The 23,866-nt window shown below is 37.8% G+C and carries 27 protein-coding genes, 2 tRNA genes and 1 other annotated feature; of the genes, 10 read left to right on the top strand and 19 right to left on the bottom strand.

What is annotated here, in order from left to right; all coding sequences use genetic code 11:
• Window positions 1–34 precede the first annotated feature (34 nt).
• The 3 genes from pflA (at window position 35) to yidC (ending at window position 2,097) form a co-directional block, all read left to right on the top strand.
• Complete coding sequence (gene pflA, locus KW850_RS16365; protein WP_218348759.1) at window positions 35–787, top strand: pyruvate formate-lyase-activating protein; 753 nt, start codon at window positions 35–37, stop codon at window positions 785–787.
• Between the two features lie 181 nt (window positions 788–968).
• The gene (locus tag KW850_RS16360; protein WP_218348651.1) at window positions 969–1,262 is read left to right on the top strand and encodes a hypothetical protein; all 294 of its coding nucleotides are present in this window, start codon (window positions 969–971) and stop codon (window positions 1,260–1,262) included.
• Between the two features lie 28 nt (window positions 1,263–1,290).
• Complete coding sequence (gene yidC, locus KW850_RS16355; protein ID WP_218348650.1) at window positions 1,291–2,097, top strand: membrane protein insertase YidC; 807 nt, start codon at window positions 1,291–1,293, stop codon at window positions 2,095–2,097.
• Window positions 2,098–2,132: 35 nt separating this feature from the next.
• On the opposite strand, the gene KW850_RS16350 is transcribed toward yidC, so the two are convergent.
• Window positions 2,133–2,486, bottom strand: coding sequence for a fluoride efflux transporter FluC (locus KW850_RS16350; RefSeq protein WP_218348649.1), 354 nt, complete (start codon window positions 2,484–2,486; stop codon window positions 2,133–2,135).
• Complete coding sequence (gene crcB, locus KW850_RS16345; RefSeq protein ID WP_218348648.1) at window positions 2,483–2,875, bottom strand: fluoride efflux transporter CrcB; 393 nt, start codon at window positions 2,873–2,875, stop codon at window positions 2,483–2,485. Before crcB ends, KW850_RS16350 begins: the two co-directional genes overlap by 4 nt.
• Before the next feature lie 130 nt (window positions 2,876–3,005).
• Here crcB and KW850_RS16340 point away from each other — a divergent pair, with 130 nt between their 5' ends.
• Complete coding sequence (locus tag KW850_RS16340; RefSeq protein ID WP_218348647.1) at window positions 3,006–3,584, top strand: YhcN/YlaJ family sporulation lipoprotein; 579 nt, start codon at window positions 3,006–3,008, stop codon at window positions 3,582–3,584.
• A 43-nt stretch (window positions 3,585–3,627) separates the two neighbouring features.
• Here the strand turns inward: KW850_RS16340 and KW850_RS16335 are convergent, their stop codons facing one another.
• Window positions 3,628–4,218, bottom strand: a complete 591-nt coding sequence (locus tag KW850_RS16335; protein WP_218348646.1) for a GNAT family N-acetyltransferase — start codon at window positions 4,216–4,218, stop codon at window positions 3,628–3,630.
• Window positions 4,219–4,279: 61 nt separating this feature from the next.
• Entirely contained in the window at window positions 4,280–4,483 is a 204-nt protein-coding gene (locus tag KW850_RS16330) for a DUF6501 family protein (protein WP_218348758.1), read from the bottom strand.
• 220 nt (window positions 4,484–4,703) lie between these two features.
• Here KW850_RS16330 and sda point away from each other — a divergent pair, with 220 nt between their 5' ends.
• Window positions 4,704–4,838, top strand: coding sequence for a sporulation histidine kinase inhibitor Sda (sda, locus tag KW850_RS16325; protein ID WP_218348645.1), 135 nt, complete (start codon window positions 4,704–4,706; stop codon window positions 4,836–4,838).
• 43 nt (window positions 4,839–4,881) lie between these two features.
• Here sda and mnmH read toward each other — a convergent pair whose 3' ends face one another.
• From mnmH to trpE, 8 genes are all read right to left on the bottom strand, one after another.
• Window positions 4,882–5,967, bottom strand: coding sequence for a tRNA 2-selenouridine(34) synthase MnmH (gene mnmH, locus KW850_RS16320; RefSeq protein WP_218348644.1), 1,086 nt, complete (start codon window positions 5,965–5,967; stop codon window positions 4,882–4,884).
• Between the two features lie 328 nt (window positions 5,968–6,295).
• Window positions 6,296–7,081 carry a tryptophan synthase subunit alpha gene (trpA, locus tag KW850_RS16315; protein WP_218348643.1) on the bottom strand — a complete coding sequence of 262 codons (786 nt, stop codon included), beginning with the start codon at window positions 7,079–7,081 and terminating at the stop codon, window positions 6,296–6,298.
• Window positions 7,082–7,084: 3 nt separating this feature from the next.
• Window positions 7,085–8,284, bottom strand: a complete 1,200-nt coding sequence (trpB, locus tag KW850_RS16310; protein WP_218348642.1) for a tryptophan synthase subunit beta — start codon at window positions 8,282–8,284, stop codon at window positions 7,085–7,087.
• 5 nt (window positions 8,285–8,289) lie between these two features.
• Window positions 8,290–8,907, bottom strand: coding sequence for a phosphoribosylanthranilate isomerase (locus tag KW850_RS16305; protein ID WP_218348641.1), 618 nt, complete (start codon window positions 8,905–8,907; stop codon window positions 8,290–8,292).
• Window positions 8,904–9,695, bottom strand: coding sequence for an indole-3-glycerol phosphate synthase TrpC (gene trpC / locus KW850_RS16300; RefSeq protein ID WP_218348640.1), 792 nt, complete (start codon window positions 9,693–9,695; stop codon window positions 8,904–8,906). Before trpC ends, KW850_RS16305 begins: the two co-directional genes overlap by 4 nt.
• Window positions 9,696–10,724 carry an anthranilate phosphoribosyltransferase gene (trpD, locus tag KW850_RS16295; protein WP_218348639.1) on the bottom strand — a complete coding sequence of 343 codons (1,029 nt, stop codon included), beginning with the start codon at window positions 10,722–10,724 and terminating at the stop codon, window positions 9,696–9,698. It abuts the gene before it with no gap.
• On the bottom strand, window positions 10,696–11,307 hold the full coding sequence (locus KW850_RS16290) for an anthranilate synthase component II (protein ID WP_218348638.1): 612 nt from the start codon (window positions 11,305–11,307) through the stop codon (window positions 10,696–10,698). The genes trpD and KW850_RS16290 overlap by 29 nt, the downstream gene beginning before the upstream one ends.
• Window positions 11,304–12,692: an anthranilate synthase component I gene (trpE, locus tag KW850_RS16285; protein ID WP_218348637.1), complete on the bottom strand. Its 1,389-nt coding sequence runs from the start codon at window positions 12,690–12,692 to the stop codon at window positions 11,304–11,306. The genes KW850_RS16290 and trpE overlap by 4 nt, the downstream gene beginning before the upstream one ends.
• Window positions 12,693–12,753: 61 nt before the next feature.
• Window positions 12,754–13,002: a binding site (T-box leader), on the bottom strand.
• Window positions 13,003–13,222: 220 nt separating this feature from the next.
• On the opposite strand from trpE, the gene bcbE reads away from it, so the two are divergent.
• Window positions 13,223–14,509: a bacillibactin exporter BcbE gene (gene bcbE, locus KW850_RS16280; RefSeq protein ID WP_218348636.1), complete on the top strand. Its 1,287-nt coding sequence runs from the start codon at window positions 13,223–13,225 to the stop codon at window positions 14,507–14,509.
• Window positions 14,510–14,539: 30 nt separating this feature from the next.
• Here bcbE and KW850_RS16275 read toward each other — a convergent pair whose 3' ends face one another.
• The 3 genes from KW850_RS16275 to KW850_RS16265 are packed head-to-tail and all read right to left on the bottom strand — an operon-like array spanning window position 14,540 to window position 18,082.
• Window positions 14,540–16,405, bottom strand: coding sequence for a PTS fructose transporter subunit IIABC (locus KW850_RS16275; RefSeq protein ID WP_218348635.1), 1,866 nt, complete (start codon window positions 16,403–16,405; stop codon window positions 14,540–14,542).
• Between the two features lie 13 nt (window positions 16,406–16,418).
• A complete protein-coding gene (pfkB, locus tag KW850_RS16270) occupies window positions 16,419–17,333 on the bottom strand; it encodes a 1-phosphofructokinase (protein ID WP_218348634.1) in 915 nt (304 codons plus the stop codon).
• A complete protein-coding gene (locus tag KW850_RS16265; RefSeq protein WP_218348633.1) occupies window positions 17,330–18,082 on the bottom strand; it encodes a DeoR/GlpR family DNA-binding transcription regulator in 753 nt (250 codons plus the stop codon). Before KW850_RS16265 ends, pfkB begins: the two co-directional genes overlap by 4 nt.
• A gap of 220 nt (window positions 18,083–18,302) precedes the next feature.
• Here KW850_RS16265 and KW850_RS16260 point away from each other — a divergent pair.
• The 3 genes from KW850_RS16260 (at window position 18,303) to KW850_RS16250 (ending at window position 19,047) form a co-directional block, all read left to right on the top strand.
• Window positions 18,303–18,372: transfer RNA gene (locus KW850_RS16260), tRNA-Gly, on the top strand.
• Between the two features lie 14 nt (window positions 18,373–18,386).
• Window positions 18,387–18,478 (top strand) — tRNA-Ser (locus KW850_RS16255).
• A 272-nt stretch (window positions 18,479–18,750) separates the two neighbouring features.
• Window positions 18,751–19,047 (top strand): DUF6509 family protein, encoded by a 297-nt coding sequence (locus KW850_RS16250; RefSeq protein ID WP_218348757.1) that lies wholly within the window; start codon window positions 18,751–18,753, stop codon window positions 19,045–19,047.
• A gap of 38 nt (window positions 19,048–19,085) precedes the next feature.
• Here KW850_RS16250 and KW850_RS16245 read toward each other — a convergent pair whose 3' ends face one another.
• From KW850_RS16245 to ku, 4 genes are all read right to left on the bottom strand, one after another.
• A complete protein-coding gene (locus tag KW850_RS16245; RefSeq protein ID WP_218348632.1) occupies window positions 19,086–19,289 on the bottom strand; it encodes a cold-shock protein in 204 nt (67 codons plus the stop codon).
• A gap of 194 nt (window positions 19,290–19,483) precedes the next feature.
• On the bottom strand, window positions 19,484–19,684 hold the full coding sequence (locus tag KW850_RS16240) for a cold-shock protein (RefSeq protein ID WP_218348631.1): 201 nt from the start codon (window positions 19,682–19,684) through the stop codon (window positions 19,484–19,486).
• Window positions 19,685–19,982: 298 nt separating this feature from the next.
• Complete coding sequence (locus tag KW850_RS16235; RefSeq protein WP_308128817.1) at window positions 19,983–20,945, bottom strand: nucleoside hydrolase; 963 nt, start codon at window positions 20,943–20,945, stop codon at window positions 19,983–19,985.
• Between the two features lie 108 nt (window positions 20,946–21,053).
• Window positions 21,054–21,884: a non-homologous end joining protein Ku gene (ku, locus tag KW850_RS16230; RefSeq protein ID WP_218348630.1), complete on the bottom strand. Its 831-nt coding sequence runs from the start codon at window positions 21,882–21,884 to the stop codon at window positions 21,054–21,056.
• A 131-nt stretch (window positions 21,885–22,015) separates the two neighbouring features.
• Between ku and KW850_RS16225 the strand changes: the two genes are divergently transcribed.
• Complete coding sequence (locus tag KW850_RS16225; protein WP_218348629.1) at window positions 22,016–23,860, top strand: DNA ligase D; 1,845 nt, start codon at window positions 22,016–22,018, stop codon at window positions 23,858–23,860.
• Window positions 23,861–23,866 lie beyond the last annotated feature (6 nt).

The raw sequence follows: 23,866 nt of genomic DNA, 5'->3' as shown, positions 1-23,866 counted from the left end.
GCTGCGGGCCACCTATTAACCAAGGGGGATCATCATCATGAACGGAAATATTCATTCAATCGAAACATTAGGGACTGTCGATGGCCCAGGGATTCGATATGTCATATTTACACAAGGCTGCCTTTTGCGCTGCCAATTTTGCCATAATGCAGATACATGGGAAATTGGCAGCGGTAAAGAAATGACTGTTTCCGACATCATGGATGATCTTATGTCTTACCTGCCTTTCATTCAGGCATCTGGCGGCGGGATTACAGTAAGTGGCGGTGAGCCACTCTTGCAAATTCCTTTCCTAACTGAATTGTTTAAGGAATGTAAAAAGAAAGGGATCCATACTACCATTGATTCTTCTGGCGGTTGTTTTTCCCACTCAAAACTTTTTATCGATCAACTTGAAGAACTACTCCAGTATACGAACTTGGTGCTTTTGGATTTGAAGCATATTAATCGGAAAAAGCATATTAAATTGACCGGGATGGCCAATGATCATATTCTCGAATTTGCTACGTTCCTATCTGACCATCAGGTACCAATATGGGTACGCCATGTTCTTGTCCCATCGGTAACAGATAATCCTGAAGATTTAAAACACCTTGGAGAGTTTATTGGTACCCTTAAAAACGTCCAAAAGATTGAGATTCTTCCATACCATAAACTTGGTGTTTATAAATGGGAAGCACTCGGACATGAATATCCACTCAAAGCTGTGGAGCCGCCAACTGAGGAAAATGTGGAGTTTGCTCATAAAATGATAACTGCGCAATGGAAAGCACCAATCCAACACTGATTCAAATGAATCAGTGTTTTTTAAATAAGGAAAGCTGCTCAACATTAATCATGCATTAATCATATTTATTGGTCTAATTAGTAATGTCTTCAAATTATGCCATTATGCCAAATATAAAATTGATTCTTTACCATATCTCCTATATACTCATATCATTGACATTTAAGTGAGGTGATAATTTTTGTTTCAATTGCTTATTGATAATTCAGATATAAATGCCCTTAATGCTCTTTACGTCAGTATCTTTTTAGGAATTACCTTAAAATTATTATGGGCATGGAGTGTTGAATATTCTTTTGTTGGCTCCCTATCTGATCCGGCAGGGACAAATATTATTCACCCATTGGTTCTATACCTCAAGAAAAGTTGTTTAAGTGGAAGCTATATTCTAAAAAGAATTGTTATATATTTTCGTAGAAAAGAATATTCTCAGGATGATTCTGAAGAACCTGTTTCCTCCCTTTTTGCTTACTAATTATATTTACAACATACTAGGAGGAAATATGAAAACAAAAAGATCTTCATTCATTATTATCGCAATGCTAGCTGTAACTACGTTATTATTATCTGCCTGTTCATCTCAAGCCCAGAGTGGCAACAATACAGGTGGTAACAATACTGGATTATTCCATACGTATTTTGTCGATCCATTTTCAACCTTTATCCATTATTTAGCGGAGCTCTTTAATGGTAACTATGGTTTGTCAATCATTCTTGTAACACTGATTATCAGGCTTGCCTTAATGCCGCTTATGTTAAGACAGTATAAAAATCAAATGGCTATGAAGCAAAAGATGGATGTCTTAAAACCTGAAATGGATGTTATTCAGGCAAAGATGAAAACTGAAAAGGATCCAAAGAAAAAGCAAGAACTTCAAGCAGAAATGATGGGGCTTTATAAGAAGCATGGGGTAAATCCATTAAATATGGGCTGTTTACCATTACTCATCCAAATGCCGATTCTAACTGGTTTTTATTATGCAATTCGTGGTTCAGAGGAAATTAAAACACACGAGTTTTTGTGGTTTAGTCTTGGAAATCCAGACATTTTTATTACCATTATTGCTGGAGTTATTTACTACTTCCAGTTCAAAGTTTCCCAGTCCAACATGCCGTCTGCGCAGCAAGACCAAATGAAATATATGGGATTACTTTCACCGTTGATGATTGTTATGTTTTCTTTTAACGCACCAGCAGCGCTTCCTCTCTATTGGGTAGTTGGCGGTACGTTCCTAATTATTCAAACACTAATTAGCAAAAGCCTTTATCAAACTAATAAAACACCAAAAGTGCAAGTAAAACAAAAATAATCTCCACAAAAGAAGCGCCCGCAGGACGCTTCTTTTTATATAGCTCTTCCTAACCATAAACCAATGATAGTAAGCATGATTCCTAAAATGTAACTGCTTAGTAAGTAACTGTAATAAAGCTTTTTCTTTTCTTCCTGTTTTAGTTTTACTGCTTCTAGCATTAAGGTAGAGAAAGTCGTAAATGCCCCCATAAACCCAATTCCCAACAAAGAATACAGGGTTCCCTTCACTTCCAAACCAAAGATCATTCCCAAAAGGAATGCACCCATTAAATTCACAGTCAAGGTACCGATTGGAAAACCCTCGCTATTTTGTATCTTTTTACTAATAACAAAACGGTTAATCGCACCGATGAACCCTCCTATTGAAATAACTACTATCTCATTCATAACACGCGCCTCAATCGTTTAGCTCGTTCACTAAGTGTCATTCCAGCTCTAACTACTAATAGACCTCCAAAAAAACTAACACCTACATAAAGTAAGCCAAAGATGTATTTTCCTGTTTCAAGTAAATGAACTGTTTCTAAGCAAAATGTTGAAAATGTTGTATAAGAACCAATGACACCAGTGGTGAGAGCAGTATATAAATAAGGATGAAGTTTATTAGAACCACTAAATTGGTTTGTTATAAAGCCCAGCAAAAAAGCACCTGTTAAATTTATCGTAAGTGTTCCATACGGAAAGTCCTTTCCCCATATCTCAACAGCCATAGCGGATAATAAATAGCGGCACAAACTGCCAGCAACCCCGCCCAATCCAACCAAGAAATAAATCAACGTTTACCCTCCTAGTACAAATGTCATTACATATTTCTCTTTATTATGATCCATTATGAATGTTTAGGATAGTTTTTTTACAATCATGGAAACCTAATTTTGTAGTATTGACAAAGGAGTGTTATTCAACATGAAAAATAGCTTTTACATAATTGTCGCCCTAATTTCAAGTCTTTATTTAAGTGGTTGTGCATGGAATGATATCAATAATGATGTAGCAACCGGCCAACGAAATGCAACTGAAATAACACGTGTAAATGATAAGAGTCCCCATCAAGTTGGACCTGCGATTTCAAGCGCTGATACAAGTGATCCGGAATTAGACCGCAACAGAAATGATAACACTATTACAAATGTACGTAATAACAATCAAACCAACACAAGATTAGCTGATCGAGCAGTTGATAAGGTAATCAACTTAGTCGAAGTCGACGATGCAGTCGTAATTGTTAACGATAATAATGCTTATGTTGCGGCTAAACTGGACCGTTCATCTCGAAATGAATTGACTTCAGATATTAAAGATAAAATTGCTCGAGCAGTCAAATCTGTTGATAAAGACATTGATAACGTTTATATTTCTGTTAACCCTGATTTTTATAACCGCATGAATTCTTATTCCAGGGATATCCGAAATGGACGCCCGATTTCAGGTTTTATGGACGAGTTTTCCGATATGATCCGCAGAGTATTTCCAAATGCGAGATAGTGTAAATATTGAAAAAAATGCCTGGCAAAACCAGACATTTTTTTCATTTCTGCAATTTCATTTTTAATTGAATGCTTACGTCCTTCCATTCATCACTAAGGATACTAAAAAAGACCGTATTCCTTACGTATCCATCAGAAATAATCCGATCCTTCCGTAATTCTCCTTCTTTCACTGCACCAATTCTAGCTATGGCCTGCTGTGATCTTATATTTCGAGAATCAGTTTTTAATTGGACACGAGTAAGGTTCCAAACATCAAAAGCATGCTTTAGAAGAAGGAACTTACATTCTGTATTTACACTTGTCCGCCATACAGCCGGGTGATACCACGTCGAACCAATTTCTGCACTATTATGGCGTGGAAGAATGTCCAAGAATCGCGTGCTGCCAATTATCTTATTTTCGTTGTCGACCACTGTAAAGGTATATTCAGTACCCTTTTCTCTTGCTTTAATAGCTGCGTTTATCATATGTTCCATTTCATCTTTTGAGCGGACCTTTGTAGCCATATAAGTCCAGATTTCATCCGGTATGGCCGCTTCCCACAAACCGTCTAAGTGGTCCATGCTGATTGGCATTAATTTTACTGTTTCCCCTTGTAACGAAAATAGGTCGTTCCACAATTTAGTCATGATCCATGCTCCCTTTTCCATAAGAAAAGACTGTAGGCTATGCTCTACAGTCCTCTATTTTCTATGCATCTTGAAAATATTCTTTGTAAAAGCCGCCTACTTTTCCTGTATTATCAATAATGTAATAAAATTCTTCTGTTTCATTTTTTACATCATAAATTTTCCCAGCAGTTAAGGCATTATTGACAAGATATTTTTTTGCATCGGTATGAACGCATTTAATTTTCTTAATTGTTTCCCGATCACGCCATGATAGATGAATCATTGTTGCCACCGTTCCTTTCCTTCTTTGTCCAATTTCTAGTATAATCAATATAGGTAATAGTGCGCAACAATATCATGTTTTCTTTCAAAAGCTATTTACATTAAGTTTATGTGAACTATTTTAAAATTTTATAAATTTTGGGTTCTCAAATGAACTAAAAACCATTACAATTATAAAAACTGAATATTCAATCCATTTTCTTGAGGAGGCATTCAAAAGTATGAAAATTATGAGTAATGAGCAATTGGTTGTTTCGTATCGGGATGCATTAAAATCAGACAAGGAAAAAGAATGGATTAAGATTTTAAAAGATGAAATCAAACGTCGTGGCTTAAAACCATTTAAAAAACGTTAATATGAAAAAACCGCTGAAACGATTCAGCGGTTTTTTATTTTCGTCATATTTTAAATTTATTTTCTAATAACACATTCGGATAGAAGGATAATTCAGTTAGTTTTGCGACAATTTTGTCTGCTGCTTCCTGTGGATTATCAGCGAAAACCTCAAAGAACTCCCCTTCATACTCTTGTTTTGCGTGGTCATAACGGGGATCATAGTATTGTTCAAGTAAAATACGAATCATATCTGTATAATTTTGGTCATTTAACGTTTGGTTAAGTGAATTTGTAATATCAACATCTTTAATTCGTCTTAACACCTTTTCTACTCCATCAGAAATCTTATCATAATACCATGGCTCATCCTGATAGGGAATTACATATTCAGCAACTAAATGAGCGATTCTGTGTTCAATTGGGGTATTGATGTTTATATTCACACCCTTCATTTTTTTAGCCATTAGTTCCTCTGATTGGACTGCTTTTCCAATTCTCTTACTTTCCGCTTCAACTAGAAAGTATTGTGCACCTTTTATTTCTTGAAACCCTTTAAACAATAAGGAGTCAAATGTTTTTTGATTATGGCCGTCACCTAAGCCAATCGTCCCGAAAATTGAACCGCGATGCCCCGCCATCTCTTCAAGGTCCAAAATAGGATAACACCTATTTTTCAAAATCTTTAAGACCGCTGTTTTCCCAACCCCGGTTAGTCCATGAAGGATGACTGCTTTGTCAGGAAGCATTGATGGTAAATGTTCAAGAATATAGTGGCGGTATTCTTTATATCCTCCTACTAATCGATAAGCATAAATTCCTGCAAACTCTAAAAAGGTAACCACTGCTTTACTTCTCATCCCACCGCGCCAGCAATGGATAATAAGTTCCGAATCATTGGAGAGGTAATTCTTTATCGTTTGAAGGAGAAATGGAATTTTAGGAGATACAATTTCCATTGCTTTCCATTTAGCATCTGCCGGTCCTACTTGTTTATAAATTGTACCAATCACTTTCCGTTCCTCATCTGTAAACAAGGGAACATTGATCGCTCCTGGAATTGCCCCATCATTAAACTCAATCGGTGAGCGTATATCAATGACAATTGGGTTCTTAATCGTAAATAGTTCTTCGACCGTCATTTCTTTCATATCATTTACGCTCCTTGTAAAAGTTCTCCATTATTAAATATGAGGCTGTGTTAAGATTGAATGTAGATTTGCGCTCCAGGCGCTTTGTTTTCCGCTCTAATCACCATAGCTAAAATAGCAACAATAACCTTTAACACAGCCAAAAGTTAGAATATCTATTAAAAACAAACAAAACTTCCACCAAGGGAAGTTCTAAAAATGTTAACGGATAAGGAAAATAATTTTCCTACTAAAGTATAGACATATTATACAAGATATATCCCTTGCTTTCAATAAGTACTATTTACTAAAAAAGTCTACTCACAAAGTGATGAGCAGACTTTTTTACTTATACAATTTTTGATTTTAGTTTAAATACAGACATTAACTTTTCCATCTCATCTAGGTTTCCATTGTGAAAAAGATCAACAATTTTACTTCCTACGATCACTCCATCACAGTATTTTGTTATGTCAGATATTTGTTCTTGATTTGAAATTCCGAAGCCAGCCAAGACAGGAATGGGGCTTGAAGCTTTTACATCCTGTAAAAATTGATTTAACTCTTCATCATATTCATTTCTCGCTCCTGTAATCCCCTTAATCGTTACGGTGTACAAAAATCCCTTGCCCTTACTTGCAATAGTTTTAATACGCTCCATCGGTGTCGTGAGTGTTACAAGTCGAATCAATTCTATGCCCGCTTCCTCTAGTTGTGATATTATAATTCCCTCTTCTTCTAATGGCAAATCAGGAATAATACATCCATCTACACCAGCATTTCGAATATCATGGACAAATTCATTGATTCCATAGCAATAAATTGGATTTAAATATGTCATAAGCAGGATTGGAACATTCACTTCCATTCGCGCTTTACCAAGTTCTGTAATAATGTTCTTTAGGGTTGTTCCATTTTCAAGAGCTCTTATCCCCGCCCGTTGGATGGTAGGTCCATCAGCAACAGGGTCAGAAAAAGGCACCCCCACTTCAATTGCAGTTGCACCAAATTTTTCTAAAAGTTTTAAGCGCTCAACCAAACATTCCAACCCGCCATCCCCTGCCATTATGTAGGGAACAAACGCTTTCGTATTCTTTTCTTTTATTGCAGTAAACGTTTTTTCAAAACGATTCATTTCTTACCTCTCCTCTCTCAGAAGTTTTTTCACGGTATCTACATCTTTATCACCCCGTCCTGATAAGCAAACAACAATCTTTTGTGATTTTTCCAATTCGGCGGCAAGCTTCACTGCATAAGCGATTGCATGTGCACTCTCTAGTGCGGGGATGATTCCCTCTAGTTTAGACAAAAGCTGGAAGGCATCTAATGCCTCTTTATCCGTAATCGAGTGATATTTTACTCGGCCAATGTCATGTAAATAGCTATGCTCTGGTCCAATACCTGGATAATCCAGCCCCGCCGAGATGGAATGTGCTTCTTGAATTTGACCATCCTTGTCTTGTAAAAGGTACATAAGTGCTCCATGTAACACCCCTGGACTCCCCTTTGTTAAGGATGCCGCATGATACTTTGTATCAACCCCCTGACCTGCTGCTTCCACACCATAGAGACTAACCTCTTCATCCTCGATAAATGGATAGAACATTCCGATCGCATTGCTCCCGCCGCCAATACAGGCTACCACAGCATCTGGAAGGGTCCCTTCGCTTAATTGAAATTGATGTTTTGTTTCCTTACCAATCACACTTTGGAAATCTCTAACCATTTGAGGAAATGGGTGCGGCCCCATTGCCGATCCCAGTAAATAGTGGGTATCATCCACATGTTCTACCCAGTATCTTAACGCCTCGTTTACCGCATCTTTTAATGTAGCACTCCCGGAGGTAACACTGACAACCTTTGCACCCAGCAATTCCATTCTAAAAACATTGAGTGCCTGCCTTTTGATGTCCTCTTCTCCCATAAATATGATACATTCAAGATTTAATAGGGCACAAACTGTAGCAGTTGCAACACCATGCTGACCTGCCCCTGTTTCAGCGACTATTTTTTTCTTTCCCATCCGGACGGCAAGCAGTGCCTGCCCAATTGCATTATTAATTTTATGGGCTCCTGTATGATTTAAATCTTCTCTTTTTAGAAAAATCTGCGCTCCGCCCGCATATCTTGTTAAATTTTCTGCATAGTACAGCGGAGTTTCTCTTCCAACATAGTTTTTTAACAACTCTTGTATCTCAGCTTGAAAGGAAGGATCCTTTTTCGCGCTTTCATAGGCTTCATCTAGTTCAATTACTGCTTTCATCAATGTCTCAGGGACAAATCTTCCTCCGAAAATGCCGAAGTGGCCTTTCTCATTTGGTAATGTATATGTGTTCATTCCCTTTACCTCCCTACAAGTGTGCTTTTCGCTGTTTCTATAAATGTTTTAATCTTTCCTACATCCTTTTTCCCATCAGTTTCTACCCCAGAGCTAACGTCGACCATAAAGGGCCTGATGATTTTTATGGCTTCTGCCACATTGTCTGCATGCAAACCGCCGGCTAAGATGATTTTTTGCTTAGTAATCAAATGCAGATCAACCTCACTCCAATTAAACACCGTTCCATTACCACCTCTGTATTTTCCTTTAGGACTGTCGAGTAAAATAAAGTCGCTTGGAAAGTCAGTCAATGCCGCTAACCTATCATTTCCTTGAAAACTGATTGATTTGATCACCGGCAACGAAAAAGATTTGCAAAAAGATGCTGGTTCATCTCCATGTAATTGAATATGGGTAAGTCCTACAGTGGCAGCAATTTTTTCAATTTCATCTCTAGATTCATTCACAAAAACACCGACCTTTAACACATCTTTTGGCAAATGTGCAATAATCTCTTGCGCCTTCGTAACGGATACCCTGCGTTTACTTTCTGCAAAGACAAACCCGATCGCATCGGCACCATATTGAGCCGCCGCAACCCCAGTTTCAACATCAGTGATACCACAGATTTTCACTTTCATCTGTTGACACCCTCTTTTAGTGGTAATTGAAAATCTAAAAAGGATTGTTTCACATCTGCACTTTTCATCAATGCTTCTCCCACTAATATCCCATTCGCTCCTGCATCTCTTACCCGTGCTACATCTGCTTGATGATGGATTCCACTCTCACTTATCAGATAGGCACCCGAACTTTTTACAATGGAAGCTAATGTCTCTGTTACTTCAAGTGAGACGTGAAATGTCTTTAAGTCGCGATTATTTACTCCAATCAACTTCGCACCTGTTTTAAGGGCACTTTCCAATTCATTTTGATTATGAACCTCCACTAATACCTCTAGCCCTAATTCCCTTGCATATTGAAAAAGTTCAACTAATCTATGATCGTCTAAAGCAGCTGCGATAAGTAAAATAAGATCCGCTCCATTCGAAGCAGCAAGATTTATTTGCAACTCATCAATGATAAAATCTTTACAAAGTATTGGCAGGTTCACCTTGCTTCTTACGGCTTTCAAGTCTGAGAAAGCTCCCTTAAAAAAGGTTTGATCGGTTAGAACAGAAATAGCACTGGCTCCATATTCTTCATACAATCCGGCCTGATAGGATGGTTCGATTGTGTTATTAATGATACCTTTTGAAGGCGACGCCCGCTTAAACTCTGAAATAATCGAGATTTGGTCGGCTGTTTTAAGCTTTTGAATAAAAGATCTTTTTGGACGGTTCAATACAACATCATGATGGTTTCCTTCACGGAGGATAATGACTTCTTTTTTCTTTTGGTCTATGATTTTATCTAAGATTGTTGTCACTTATATCGCCTCTTTCTGACCTGCTGCTTGAGATTTTTCAATCAGAGTGGTTAATTTTTCATAGGCAGCACCAGAATCAATGATTTCTTTTGCCATGCGTATACCTTCCTCGATTGAGGATGTTTTTCCAGCAGTATAGATTCCAAGTCCGGAATTAAGTAATACCGTATCTCGGTATGCACCCTTTTCTCCTTTTAATACATTGATTAATATTTCAGCATTTTCCTTGGAATCTCCACCCTTGATACAACTATTATCATATTGTTGGAGATTAACTTCTTCTGGATAGAATGACTGATTTGTAATGAGCCCATTCTCTAAAATGGTTAAATGGTTTTCCCCCTGAAGTGATGCCTCATCCATAAAACCTGCTCCATTGATGACAATGGCCCGTTTGCGTCCTAGTTTCAAAAGTACTTCAGCAAAAACATTCAATAAATCTCTCCGATAGACACCCAATAATTGATAGTCCAACTCAATTGGATTTGTTAGTGGTCCGATAAAGTTAAAAATAGTTGGGATCTTCAATTGTTTTCGGACGGTCATAACTTTTTTTAACTTAGGATGAACGTTTGGTGCGAATAAGAAGGATAATCCGATTTCCTGCAGAATCTCTTCGGTTCTTTCAGCAGAAAGATTTAAATTAATCCCTAAGTATTCCAGTACATCGGCACTGCCCGTTTTACTCGAAACACTTCGATTTCCATGCTTAGCAACAGGAATTCCAGCTCCAGCGATAACAAAAGCAGAAGTCGTACTCACATTAAAACTAGAAGATCCGTCTCCACCCGTCCCACAATTATCAAGGACACCTGAAAATTTCTCTTTAAATTTCAGCGTATTTGCTTTCATCGCTTTTACAATCCCAGTAATTTCATCGACCGTTTCTCCCTTTGATTTCAAGCCCATTAAAAAAGCAGCAATTTCAGATTCAGAAACCTCTTCCCCCAAAATATAACTAACGGCTTCTTTCATCTGGTTTTCCGAAAAGGATTCACGGTCAGCTAATTGGAGTAAATAATTTTTCATGGTTCTTCATCCTCTCTATCTCATTTAAAAAGTTATTTAAGATTTGTTTTCCTGAAGGAGTACCAATCGACTCTGGATGAAATTGAAGACCAAAAACCGGAAATTGACGATGTTTTATCGCCATAATTTCCTGATCATCGTCAGAATGTGCGATACATTCAAGTTCATCTGGGATACTGCACTTTTCAATAATTAGTGAATGATACCGCATCACCTCTAATGGGCTGGGTAGATCTTGAAATAAACCCGTGCCCTGATGGGTAATTAACGACGTTTTTCCATGCTTGATTAAAGCTGCTCTTTGAATCTCTCCACCGAAAGCAGCACCAATGGCCTGATGACCAAGACAAATTCCTAAAATCGGGATTTTATTAAAAAACGTTTGAATTAACTCGATGCAAATACCGGCATCCTCCGGCTTTCCTGGCCCAGGAGAAAGAATAATCGCTTTAGGATTAAGTTCTTTGATTTGCTCCATGTTTAACTGATTATTTCTAAACACGGTAATTTGTTCTCCTATTTCCCCTAAATATTGATAGAGGTTGAATGTGAACGAATCAAAATTATCGATCAGTAATATCATTTCTCACCCTCCAAGAAAGAGTTTAGTTTGTTTATGGTCTCTTGATATTCGGACTCTGGATTCGAGTCATACACAATTCCTGCTCCTGCTTGAATATAGGCCGAACCGTCTTTTAAAATCATGGTTCGAATGGCAAGAGCAAAATCCATATTTCCGTCTGCGGAAATGTACCCAACAGCACCTGAATATAAGCCTCGTTTTGATTTTTCCAAAGTGTTAATAATCTCCATCGCTCGCACCTTTGGAGCTCCTGATACAGTCCCAGCAGGAAGACAGGAAGCGAGGGCATCGATTGCTGTTTTATCAGAATTTAAATGGCCGCTTACTTCAGAGACTAGATGCATCACATGCCTGTATTTTTCAACAGCCATATACTTATCCACCCTGACGGAACCAAATTCGCAGATTTTCCCGAGATCATTTCGACCAAGATCGACAAGCATCTTATGCTCTGCTAATTCCTTCTCATCATTTTTCAAGTCTTGTTCAATCAACAAATCTTCTTCATTAGTTCTCCCTCGTTTTTTTGTCCCAGCGATTGGGTTTGAAATCACTGTGTGTGCTCTTGTCTTAATTAGGCTTTCAGGAGACGATCCAATAACTGTATAAGCGTCAAAATCGATATAAAACATATACGGAGTGGGATTATTAGCTCGGTGCTTGCGATAAAGTGATAATGGATCTCCGTTAAATGTGGATTTCATCCTTCTAGAAAGGACCACTTGAAAAATATCACCTGCTAAAATATGTTCCTTCGCAATTTCTACATTTTTGATAAAGGTTTCTTTTGTTATTTCAGAGTCAAAACCTGTAAAATCAAAGGGCTCTTCTGTTGAGTAAAAAGTAGGCTGCTTGAGCTCTTCTATCCTGCGATTAATTCTTTTTTCAATTACAGCGTTGTCGCTCTCCTCCGTTAAAGGACAACCACATATCAAGACCTTTTCTTCAAGGTGATCAAAGACAATGACTTCTTCATAAAACATTAAATGTACATCCGGCATTTCCATACCGTTTGGATATTCCTCTCCAATCACTTCATACTGCCTGATAATGTCATAGCCTACATATCCGACTGCGCCTCCAATAAACGGAAAGGGATACTTTTCAAAGCCCATTGGCGGGATAAGTTTTTTTAACACTTCTAGGGGGTTACCGGTTAAAACTTCTTTTTCACCATTCCGCTTATGAATCTCATTCCTGTCCCCCTTCGATATGAGTTCAAAGGCTGGATCTGCACCAATAAAGGAATATCGACCAGAATCATTGTACTTATGTGAACTCTCAAGTAGGAATTTCTTGTTCCCGTTTATCTTTTTTAAGATGGAGATTGGTGTAAGCGTGTCTCCTTTGATTTCCTTTATGAAATAATCACTTTTAGTTTTCATATTAGGACTCCCTTCTAAATAAAAAAAAATCGTCCTCTATATGCGCAAAAAATTTGCGCATATAGAGGACGATTCTATGGTCGTGGTGCCACCTCTGTTTGAAGCAGTTGATCAACCTGCTTCCTCTTCAGATACGGAACAATCTGTTCGATATCCTATCCTTTTAACGGTGGAGACCCGTGCATCCCTACTTAGATTCAAGATGCCTCTCACAAGTCCATTCCACAAATCCTTTCTTATCGGGCTCCCACCTACCCCGACTCTCTTGGAAGAAATAAATCAGTGTACTCCTCTTGTTCAACGAGTTAATTATTTAACTTTGATTTATATCCTACGCAAATTTCAAGCTGAAGTCAAGGGTAAAGATTTAGAAAATTTCAAATTAGTTCGAAAATTTACTTTCCTCCTCCTAGTTTACAAATCACTATCTTATTTATTAATTCCATTTAAAGGATGTTCCGAAAAGGGTTTTTTAAAGTGAATAAGCGAATAGTAATAGTAGCAAATAACGAAGGCGGGATTGAAGATTAATGGAGCATATTGAACATTTAAGCCAAAATCCAAAGGCTGCGAAAAAGAAACAATCGGCAGCGGGACAAAAGCGGTCTAATGAAATAGCTAATCAGAAGTGGGCAATCATCTCACTGTCTTCCATTCCACTAGTCATGACGTTGGGTAATTCGATGTTAATACCAGTTCTACCTTCAATGGAAAAAAAGTTATCGATATCTTCGTTTCAAACCAGTATGGTTATTACCGTTTATTCGATTGTTGCTATTTTCTTAATACCTGTTGCAGGATACTTATCAGACCATATTGGTCGAAAAAAAGTCATTATCCCAAGTCTCGTCATCGCTGGTATTGGCGGGCTGATTTCAGGATTTGCTTCATGGAAAATGGATGATTCCTATTGGATTATTTTAGCCGGGAGAGCCCTTCAGGGGGTTGGAGCAGCTGGAGCCGCACCAATCGTTATGCCCTTGGTTGGAGATATGTTTAAAAATGAGGATGATGTTAGCTGTTGTTTGGGTCTAATTGAAACATCAAATACCTTCGGAAAGGTATTAAGCCCTATATTAGGGGCTTTTCTTGCAGGATTCATTTGGTTTATGCCTTTTTTTTCATTTCCAGTATTTTGTGCCATTTCTGTTTTGATGATTTTGTTTCTGGTCAAAAGTCCAAAATCAACTGAAAAACCAATTCCATTTAAAGCTTTTTTCATCAATGTGAAGAAAACCTTTACTGAAAAGGGTCGTTGGCTTTACGCCATCTTTTTTATTGGTGGAATCTTTATGTTTGTCCTTTTTGGAATTTTGTTTTACCTATCCGAACTTTTTGAAAAAGAATATGGCATTAAGGATATCAAAAAAGGATTCTTTCTAGCCCTTCCACTTGGTGCTCTTTGTTTATCTTCGTTTATCAGTGGAAAAGTGATTAAGAAAAATAAAGTTCTAATGAAATGGATTACATTTGGTGGATTAATTGCTACAGCGCTATCGATTGGAGCCCTGTGGTTTTCGATAAAGCTTTGGTATGTGATTACCATGTTTCTAATAAGTGGAGTAGGTATCGGTTTAGGGCTTCCTTGTCTTGACGCCTTGATTACTGAGGGTGTAGAAAAGGAGGAAAGAGGCACCATTACTTCTATTTACAGTTCGATGAGGTTTATTGGAGTTGCTGCAGGGCCTCCGATTATTGCTCTATTATTAAAGCAGGCTACCCACTGGATTTTTATACTCTTTGGCAGTCTAAGTATTCTAGCCGCACTTACCGCATTAATAGCTATTAAGCCTAATGCACAAGGCCAAAAGAGCTGAGGAATACCCTCAGCTCTTCATTTTGATCTTTTATTTCACTGGTTTTTTTAGAAATCCAATTAATAATGCTGAAACAACCGAACCCACTAAAATGGCAAGCGCATAAAGTAAGGCGCTATTTTCAACCAATGGTACAACAAATATTCCGCCGTGTGGGGCACGGAGACCAATTCCGAATGCCATCGATAGTGCACCTGCGATGGCAGAACCAGCCATAACAGAAGGAATGACGCGTAATGGATCAGCTGCAGCAAATGGGATCGCACCTTCTGTAATGAAGGATAAGCCCATGACATAACATGCCTTTCCTGCATCTCTGTCTTGTTCATTAAATTTATTTTTAAAGAATGTCGTCGCAAGAGCAATCGCTAACGGTGGAACCATACCTGCAGCCATAATTGCTGCCATAGGCCCATATACACCACTTGCTAGTAACCCTGTTCCAAATACATAGGCAGCCTTGTTTACAGGACCACCCATATCAAAGGACATCATAAGTCCTAGTACAACACCTAACAAAACGGCATTACCTGTTCCAAGACCTGTTAACCACTCAGCAATTTCCTTGTTTATCCATGCAACTGGATTATTTACGACATAATGCATCAAAAATCCTGTAATCGCTATTCCTAAAAGAGGATAAATTAAGATGCTTTTTATTCCTTCGAGAGAACGTGGAAGCCCTGCAAAAATTTTCTTTAACAATAAAACAATGTAACCTGCTAGAAAACCAGCAATCAAACCACCAAGGAATCCGGCCCCGCCATGTGCCGCCATCATCCCTCCTACCATACCTGGAGCGAAACCTGGACGGTCTGCAATACTGAGAGCAATAAATCCTGCAAGTACAGGAACAATTAATGCAAATGCATTATCACCGCCGATGGCCTTGATTACTGCCGCAATAGGATTGTAGGATGGGTCGTCTGGATTAGCAGAGTTATATCCGAACATAAAGCTAATTGCAATTAATATCCCACCGCCAACAACAAAGGGAAGCATATTTGAAACACCATTCATTAGGTGCTTGTAAAATCCATTACGAGATCCTTTTTGATCCGCTGCTTTTTCACTTTGGCCGTTCTGACCCTTGAAAATTGGGGCATCCTGTTTTACCGCTTTGTCAATTAATTGTTCGGGACGACGAATTCCTTCAGCTACCGCTGCTTGAATCACATGCTTACCCTTAAACCTTTCCATCTCGACATTGATATCTGCAGCAATAATGACTGCTGCTGCATTTTCAATTTCCTCTTTGGTCAGGACATTTTTTGCTCCGCCTGAGCCATTAGTCTCAACCTTAATATCTACACCCATTTCGGCTGCTTTGGCTTTTAAAGAATCAGCTGCCATATAGGTGTGGGCGATACCCGTTGGACACCCTGTTACAGCTACAATTAAATTCTTCTTAGTTTCTGTTGTTACCGTTTCCTGTTTTTCTTCTTTATCATAGCGGTTAATAGTTTCAAGGATTTCTTCAGGAGTAGTCGCCTTTAATAGCTCGTAACGAACTTCCGCTTTCATTAACAATCCAGAGAGCCGTGCTAATGCCTCTAAATGTGTATTATTCGCACCATCTGGGGCAGCAATCATAAAAAATAAATGTGCTGGTTTTCCATCCAATGATTCATAATTAACACCTGCAGCTGATTTACCAAAGACAATGGCTGCTTCTTTGACTACTTTTGTTTTAGCATGCGGGATGGCGATGCCATCTCCTATACCTGTTGTACTTTGCTCTTCACGCTTTAAAATGGCTCCTTTAAATTCAGCACTGTCTGATATTTTCCCCGCATTATAAAGGACATCAACAAGCTGATCAATCGTTGCTTCTTTTTGATTGCCTTCAATATTTAAAAGAATCGTATTTTTAGATAACAATTCAGTAATTTTCATGGCTTTCTCTCCCTTATCGGATCTCTTTTATATGAACTTGTGGAAGAAGTCCTTCTACTTTTTCCTTGGTACATAAACCAAGTGAAAAGGCTGTTGCACTTCCCGATGCCACACTAAAGCGAAAAGCTTCTTCAATATTACTTGTTTCCACGTAGGCTGCTAAGAAGCCTGCGACCATGGAATCCCCTGCTCCTACTGAGTTTTTCACTTCTCCTTTTGGAACCTCAGCCAAAAGGGTTGTTTCACTATTAATCAATACCGCTCCAGCGCCAGCTAGTGAAACGATAACATTTTTTGCACCCATCTCTACAAGCCTCTTCCCGAATGGGATTACTTCTTCAGCGTTTGTAATGGTCGTTTCAAATAATTCTCCTAATTCGTGATGATTAGGTTTGATTAATAAGGGTTGATAGGGAAGGACTTTTTTTAACAAATCACCTTCTGCATCCACAACAAATTGTGCATTACTTTCACTGCAAATCTTGACCAGGTCCTCATATGTTGTTTTGGGTAAACTGCTTGGAATACTTCCAGCTAGAACCAATAAATCATCTGCACCTAATTGCATGATTTTTTGTTTTAACAGGGCAAAATTTTCTTCCGTGATTGTCGGTCCTTTTGCATTAATTTCGGATTCTTGACCTGTTTTGAGTTTTACATTAATCCGTGTATCTTCTTCGACCTGAACAAAATCTGAATCTATCTTTTCATTTTGAAGATATTGCTCGATGTATGCTCCAGTAAAACCACCAACAAATCCCAGCGCTTTACTGCGCGTGCCAAATTGGTTTAAAACCCTTGATACATTGATTCCTTTACCACCTGGAAATTTTGCTTCATCGACTGTTCGGTTTAACTCACCCAACTGAAAGGACTCTAGTTTAACGATATAGTCAACAGAGGGGTTTAACGTTAATGTATAAATCATGCTGTCACAACCTTTATTGTAGTTCTATTTAAGTATTGCTTCTGTGTTTCGTCCTCTAATTCATTCGTGATAATCGCTGCTTCATGAATTTCGGCAATTTTCGCAAATGAGATTTCAGCAAATTTTGTATTATCCGCTAATACATATGTCTCTCTTGAAAGAGAAATTGCCTTTTGCTTCACCATGGCTTCCTCCTGATCTGGCGTCGTAAAGCCAAATTGTGGATGAATGCCATTCACACCCATAAAACATTTATCAAATCGGTACAGGTCTAATCCTGCTAAGGCTCCCCTTCCAATGAAAGCATTGGTATTAGATTTCGCCTTACCACCAATTAAATAGGTGGAGATGCCTTTATCTAATAATGGTTTTAAATGCATTAAGCCGTTCGTAACAACAACTATTTCCTTAAACGGCAAGAATTCAATCATTTCAATAACAGTTGATCCAGCATCAAGATAGATGCAATCACCTTCATCCACCAAACTAGCTGCATATTGTGCAATCAATCGTTTTTCCTGAAGGTTTTTGGACGATTTCTCAATCATACTCGGCTCTTGAAGTTTCCCCTGTAATCTTGAGGCACCGCCGTGGATTCTCTTTAAAAACTTTTGGTCCTCTAATTGCGAGAGATCTCGGCGAATTGTTGACTCAGAAGACTCGGTTAACTCCATAATTTCATTAATTTTAACTACATTTTTCTCTTTTAATAATTGCAGAATAATTCGATGACGTTCTGGTGTTAACATGTCATCACCACCTAGATTTTTTATTATTAATTACATTTTACTGAAAACGATTGCAAATATCAATCATTTTCTTTCAAAAACATTCACCATTTGAACGTTTTTGAGCGTTTTTTGAACTTTTCGAATAACTACAAATAAATCAAAGCCCATAATACAAAAAATTTTTTCTGCAAACTTGGAAATTATCATGGTATAATATGTATGGATATAAACGATGTATGCGGGTGTGGTTTAATGGTAGAATTTCAGCTTCCCAAGCTGACGGCGGGGGATCGATTGCCTCACCTGCTCTATGAAATAATATGGAGAAGTACCCAAGTGGTTATAAGGGGGCGCACTCGAAATGCGTTAGGACGGGTAACCGTTGCGTGAGTTCGAATCTCATCTTCTCCTCCATACATATTCTTTCAAAAACAACGATGAATTATCGTGGTTTTCTTAATATAAAAAACGCCAGAGATTTCTGGCGTTTTTGCATGTACACTTATTGATAGAGACTTAACCATTCAGGATATAGTAACCCTCTTTATAAATTATTCACAATTTCAAAATGGTATGAAATTAAAATGGGGAAATAACAATATTCGAGAAAAATATTAATCGCGATTCAATTTTTTCTTGTTCAATTAAAAATGTGTATAATAGTATGGATGAATACTTTGAAGAGGATGATACGTTTGAACATTACAGGGCACACCGTTGAAAAATTAGAAGATCCATTCGGTTTATTATCAGGTGACCGTTATGAGTTTTTCTTAGAACTTGAGGTAGATGAAGAAGATGAGCTTTATTCAGAAAAAGGAATTGGTCTAAGAGCTATATTCGTTAGTGACGAAAAAGGCGAGAAAATTACCAACTCTTATCTTTATGAACAGGAGAATGAGAAAGTTCTAGACTTTGCTCTTGAAGAGGATGAAGAAGCCCTTGTCCTAGCCTATTGTAAAGAACACGCAAAGGAATCATAAAAAGCAGGGAGTGATAATCACTCCCTGCTTCTCATTTATTACATAAAGTTTTTACTATGGTTGTGAATTACTTGTAATTCTTTTGTTGTTAAACTCATTTCACTTTTACAAATCGGGCATAATGGTACATCTGTACTTTTAAAATTGTCGCGTACCCAACATTTACAAGTGTCAGAATTACAAACCCAAATTTTCGTTTCTTCTAATTTGATTTCCTCATCATTTTTTCTACCAAACGCCAAAACGATCACCCCTTATGATTAGTGCATGACTGTTTTTACTATTTTGTTTGTTAGCTAAATAATATGGAAAATATCAATATACATCATTTAGCAGTTTCCCATTGCCATTGAAACTAGTACTTTATTTATTTATGAATATTATAGATAAAAAGGTGATGCTAAATCCCGTGCATCACCTTTTTATTTTAATAGAATTAAACTGTTTTAACGTTAGCTGCTTGTGGTCCACGAGCGCCTTCAACGATTTCGAAAGAAACTGTTTGGCCTTCTTCTAAAGTTTTGAAGCCTTCTGTTTGAATTGCTGAAAAGTGAACAAATACATCTTGACCGCCATCTGCTTCGATAAATCCAAAACCTTTTTCTGCATTAAACCATTTAACTTTACCGTTGTTCATGAAATAACCCCCAAAATAGTTGTTCACTTTTAATTTATTTTACAATTAAGAAAAATAAAAAAGACGTACTGACACGTTTGGGTAATAGACATCACCCACAAGTTCGTGCAGTTACGACTACCAAAACCAATATTATTGAATTTACTTAAAAGCGTACCTTTATTTTAACCGATTTTTGCCAAACCGTCAATAAAATTTCAAAAACTAGGAAATGAAGAGAAAATATTTCAGTTTTTTAATAGACTACCATACTTGTTGGAGGTTGGACAGAATAATGAAACCCTGTAAGTGAGTTTCATTATTCTTTATTAAAATTACCTTGTAAAAATATTTCCATAAAATTGACGACAAATTTCTGGATATCAGCTTCCATACCGATGTAATCAAGCGTAACTACGGGTTCTTTATCTGGTTTTGGTCGAAAATCAGCAATACTTTTTCCTTTGGCATTACCAAATTCCTCTACCCTGACCCGTCTTGGGATATATTTTACCAAATCGGGCTCCGTTAACGCCATGAGCGGGACCACGTCATGAAGTGGAGCACCATTAATACCCGGGACATTTTTCTGATACGCTTTAAAGTAATAATCAAATGCGGGTTTTAATAATAGTCGAAAAGGTGTCGGGCTGTTTTTGCTAAGAAAGTCAATTATATCGGGTGTGATGATTGCTTTATTGGTTATATTTAGCGGATATAAATAAATATTATGTGCTTTTTCCATAACCATATGTGCTGCAATTGGATCAACATAAAAATTCGCTTCGGCCTCAGCGGTAATATTCCCCGGGACCAAAAAAGCTCCACCCATAATATAAAAAGCGTTTACTCCCTTTAATGCATCATTCCCGTACAGGATAAACATTAACGCTAACTCAGTCAATCTTCCCACAGATACAATGACAATATCCCCTTTATATTGCGTAACAATTTCAATGATTTTGTTAATATCATAAACCTTTACATTCTTGATTGTATCGGGTGGCTTTATGGGTCCTAACCCTTCTTCGCCATGAATTTCTGGGTAATACCGGATTGGTTGACCAGATAAGGGACCAGCTGCACCGGCTATAATTGGAATATCGGATCTACGGGCTAATGTTAACAGATAGGCGGTGTTTTTTACTGATTTCTCTTTCGGGGTATTACCATAACCACTGACAATGCCGACGAGGTTTATTTTGGGATGTAGTAAGGCATACATGATGGCAAAAGAATCATCAATACCTGGATCAGCAATCATGAGCACATTGTAAGCCACTCTATCTCCCCCATAAGTTATATTTATAAAAACTATGCATTATTGAGGGGTGAAAGAACTATAGAAAAACCGATTCTAAAATCGAATCGGTGGCAGCAATGCTTTTTCTCATGCTTCTTTTTTGACTCGTAGTGCTGTTTTCTTCCTTGGCGCAGCCGTTTTTTGGGGTTTTGTCCGGTCAATGGATGCCTGTAGGGCTGCCATTAAGTCTGTGACATTTGAAGCTACTTCCTTCGTAGCTGCGGATACGATCTCTTGTCCATTTCGTTTCGATTCAATTAACTCAAGCAGGGCAGTTCTATAATCATCTGTATACTTTCCTGGGTCAAATGTTGTTGTCAATTGGTCAATCAACATGATGGCAGTGTCGAGTTCCCTTTTCGTCACTTTATCCTCGGAAGGAACACTTGGTACATCGCCCGCTTTTCGTACTTCATCTGGATAATGAATGGTTTCCATGACTAAGACATTATCGTATACACGAATCACTGCTAATTGCTCTTTAGAACGAATGATAATTTTGGCAAGACCTACTTTTTGTGACTCCATTAATGCTTTTCTTAGCAATGAATAAGCTTTGCCTCCACCCTCACTAGGAGACATATAATAACTTCGATCGAAATAAATGGGATCGATTTGTTCCATTTTTACAAAATCAATTATTTCAACTGCCTTGTCTTCGTTTTCTTTTCTTAACTTTTCAAGTTCTTCATTGTCTAGCACAACAAATTTCCCTTTTGTATACTCATACGCTTTAACGATATCCTCTGGTTTCACTTCTTCTTCACAAACAGAACAGATTTTCTCATATTTAATCGGAGCATTACATTTGTTATGCAGGGTTCGAAGCTTGATATCTTTGTCCTCTGTTGCCGTATGAAGTTTAATGGGTATATTTACGAGCCCAAAACTGATACTTCCCTTCCACATTGTATGCATTGTGTAATTCTCCATTCTTTTTACTTTTATTTTGCGGTACCAAGACATTCGCATTCCTAAAAACATTTGGAAAAGAATGAATCTGAGGTTTATTAAACAAAATAAATGAAAAAGAAAGGGACAATTTATCCATGAAGCCGATGCTGCCAAGTCTTACCTTTGATATTCCTGTTCATCCCGATTGGCTATACGAAGTAAAATATGACGGATTTCGTGCCCTTTTAGTATGGAATTCTCGAGGAATTGATCTTATTAGCAGGAACGAAAAATCTCTTCTCCCCCAATTTCCTGAGATAGAGGAATTTTTATTAAAACACGAAAAACAATTTAAATCTTTTTTACCCTTACTATTAGATGGTGAACTAGTTTCATTAGAAAACACACATAAAGCTAATTTCTCGATGATCCAGGTTCGAGGACGACTAAGATCGAAAAAAAAGATTCGCGAACAGGCGGATATATCCCCTTGTCGACTAATGGTGTTTGACATCCTGATGTGTTCAGGAAAACCACTTCATTCACTTGTTTTTCATAAACGTAAAAACGAACTCATTAAACTGTTCGAAAAAATCGGTTTCGAGTTAGAAGCTGATCCCTATAATGATCAACTCGTTCAACTTGTTCAGGCAAATGACGAATTTAATTCGCTTTGGGAGAAGGTAGTTTTATCTGACGGGGAAGGTATTATTGCAAAACATAAAAATAGTCTATGGGAAGAAGGAAAACGCTCTTTAAAATGGTTAAAGTATAAAAATTGGAAGTATGTAAGCTGTTTTATTAACGCCTATGATAAAACGAATGGTTATTTTTACGTAAGTGTTTATAAGGATAACAAAATCCAGCCAATTGGTCAGGTCCTTTTCGGTTTTAAACCAGAGGAAAAGCAAGCACTTCAGCAAACGATTAAACAAAATATGCTCCGTGAAGAGGGGCATCTTATAATTGTGCAACCCGCCATATGTTTAGAGGTAAAGTATTTAGAGCTTTATGAAAACCAGCTTCGTGAGCCTCATTTTGACCGATTTCGCTTTGATTTAGAGCCAGCATCTTGTACATATGATCGTTTTATCTTTGCACAAAAAAACCTGCCTGAAGGCTTAGATATAAGTCATCCTGAAAAACCTTTATGGGAAAACCTTGCAATCCGGAAGGCAGACTATATCCTGTACTTGCGAGAAATATCACCTTATATGCTGCCATTTTTAAAAGACCGGTTGTTAACCGTCATTCGCTATCCACATGGAATGTTTGGCGAAGCGTTTTATCAAAAAAACTGTCCTGATTATGCGCCAGAATTTATACAAACACATCCAGACGAGGGGATTGACTATATCCTCTGCAATAATTTAAAAACGCTCGTTTGGCTTGGCAATCAATTAGCGATAGAGTTTCATATTCCCTTCCAGACCATTCATAGCAAAGGACCAAGTGAGATTGTTTTTGATTTAGATCCGCCCTCCAAGGACCACTTTCAATTGGCAATTAAAGCAGCCCTGCTCATTAAAGAAGTCCTCGATCAATTAAATTTAATAGGGTTCATTAAAACCTCTGGAAACAAAGGACTTCAAATCTACCTGCCTTTACCAGAAAATGAATTTACTTATGATGATACTAGGTTATTTACAAGTTTTATCGCTGAATATTTGATTTCAAAGGATCCGGACTCCTTCACAATTGAACGAATGAAGAAAAATCGCGGAAACAGGCTATATGTTGACTATGTGCAGCATAGCGAAGGGAAAACGATTGTTGCCCCCTATTCCATGCGAGGAAATGAACATGCTGGTGTCGCCACTCCCATAGATTGGGATGAAGTAAATGAAAATCTGGTGCTCTCATCATTTAACATGGAAAATGCTCTAAAAAGAATTCGTCAGCAAAGGGATCCCTTTTCGAATTATTTTCAAACAAAATCTATCCAACCGTTTGGTCCCGTATTGGAGGTGTTAAAAAGAGGGCCGAATAAAAAAGGATAGGGATAG

It is taken from the genome of Bacillus sp. sid0103 (genome assembly GCF_019219025.1).
This window is presented reverse-complemented; position numbering and strand designations above follow the sequence as displayed.

Bases quoted from the DNA above. Each gene is read 5' to 3' on its own strand.
- KW850_RS16265 (WP_218348633.1), bottom strand. From the start codon at position 18,082: ATGTTAACACCAGAACGTCATCGAATTATTCTGCAATTATTAAAAGAG.
- mnmH (WP_218348644.1), bottom strand. From the start codon at position 5,967: ATGAAAGAAATGACGGTCGAAGAACTATTTACGATTAAGAACCCAATT.
- trpD (WP_218348639.1), bottom strand. From the start codon at position 10,724: ATGAAAAATTATTTACTCCAATTAGCTGACCGTGAATCCTTTTCGGAA.
- KW850_RS16335 (WP_218348646.1), bottom strand. From the start codon at position 4,218: ATGACTAAATTGTGGAACGACCTATTTTCGTTACAAGGGGAAACAGTA.
- KW850_RS16350 (WP_218348649.1), bottom strand. From the start codon at position 2,486: ATGAATGAGATAGTAGTTATTTCAATAGGAGGGTTCATCGGTGCGATT.
- KW850_RS16330 (WP_218348758.1), bottom strand. From the start codon at position 4,483: ATGATTCATCTATCATGGCGTGATCGGGAAACAATTAAGAAAATTAAA.
- KW850_RS16275 (WP_218348635.1), bottom strand. From the start codon at position 16,405: ATGAAAATTACTGAATTGTTATCTAAAAATACGATTCTTTTAAATATT.
- KW850_RS16305 (WP_218348641.1), bottom strand. From the start codon at position 8,907: ATGAAAGTGAAAATCTGTGGTATCACTGATGTTGAAACTGGGGTTGCG.
- KW850_RS16340 (WP_218348647.1), top strand. From the start codon at position 3,006: ATGAAAAATAGCTTTTACATAATTGTCGCCCTAATTTCAAGTCTTTAT.
- KW850_RS16290 (WP_218348638.1), bottom strand. From the start codon at position 11,307: ATGATATTACTGATCGATAATTTTGATTCGTTCACATTCAACCTCTAT.
- yidC (WP_218348650.1), top strand. From the start codon at position 1,291: ATGAAAACAAAAAGATCTTCATTCATTATTATCGCAATGCTAGCTGTA.
- KW850_RS16240 (WP_218348631.1), bottom strand. From the start codon at position 19,684: ATGAACAACGGTAAAGTTAAATGGTTTAATGCAGAAAAAGGTTTTGGA.
- pfkB (WP_218348634.1), bottom strand. From the start codon at position 17,333: ATGATTTATACATTAACGTTAAACCCCTCTGTTGACTATATCGTTAAA.
- ku (WP_218348630.1), bottom strand. From the start codon at position 21,884: ATGCATACAATGTGGAAGGGAAGTATCAGTTTTGGGCTCGTAAATATA.
- trpB (WP_218348642.1), bottom strand. From the start codon at position 8,284: ATGAACACATATACATTACCAAATGAGAAAGGCCACTTCGGCATTTTC.
- trpA (WP_218348643.1), bottom strand. From the start codon at position 7,081: ATGAATCGTTTTGAAAAAACGTTTACTGCAATAAAAGAAAAGAATACG.
- bcbE (WP_218348636.1), top strand. From the start codon at position 13,223: ATGGAGCATATTGAACATTTAAGCCAAAATCCAAAGGCTGCGAAAAAG.
- KW850_RS16225 (WP_218348629.1), top strand. From the start codon at position 22,016: ATGAAGCCGATGCTGCCAAGTCTTACCTTTGATATTCCTGTTCATCCC.
- sda (WP_218348645.1), top strand. From the start codon at position 4,704: ATGAAAATTATGAGTAATGAGCAATTGGTTGTTTCGTATCGGGATGCA.
- KW850_RS16250 (WP_218348757.1), top strand. From the start codon at position 18,751: ATGATACGTTTGAACATTACAGGGCACACCGTTGAAAAATTAGAAGAT.
- trpE (WP_218348637.1), bottom strand. From the start codon at position 12,692: ATGAAAACTAAAAGTGATTATTTCATAAAGGAAATCAAAGGAGACACG.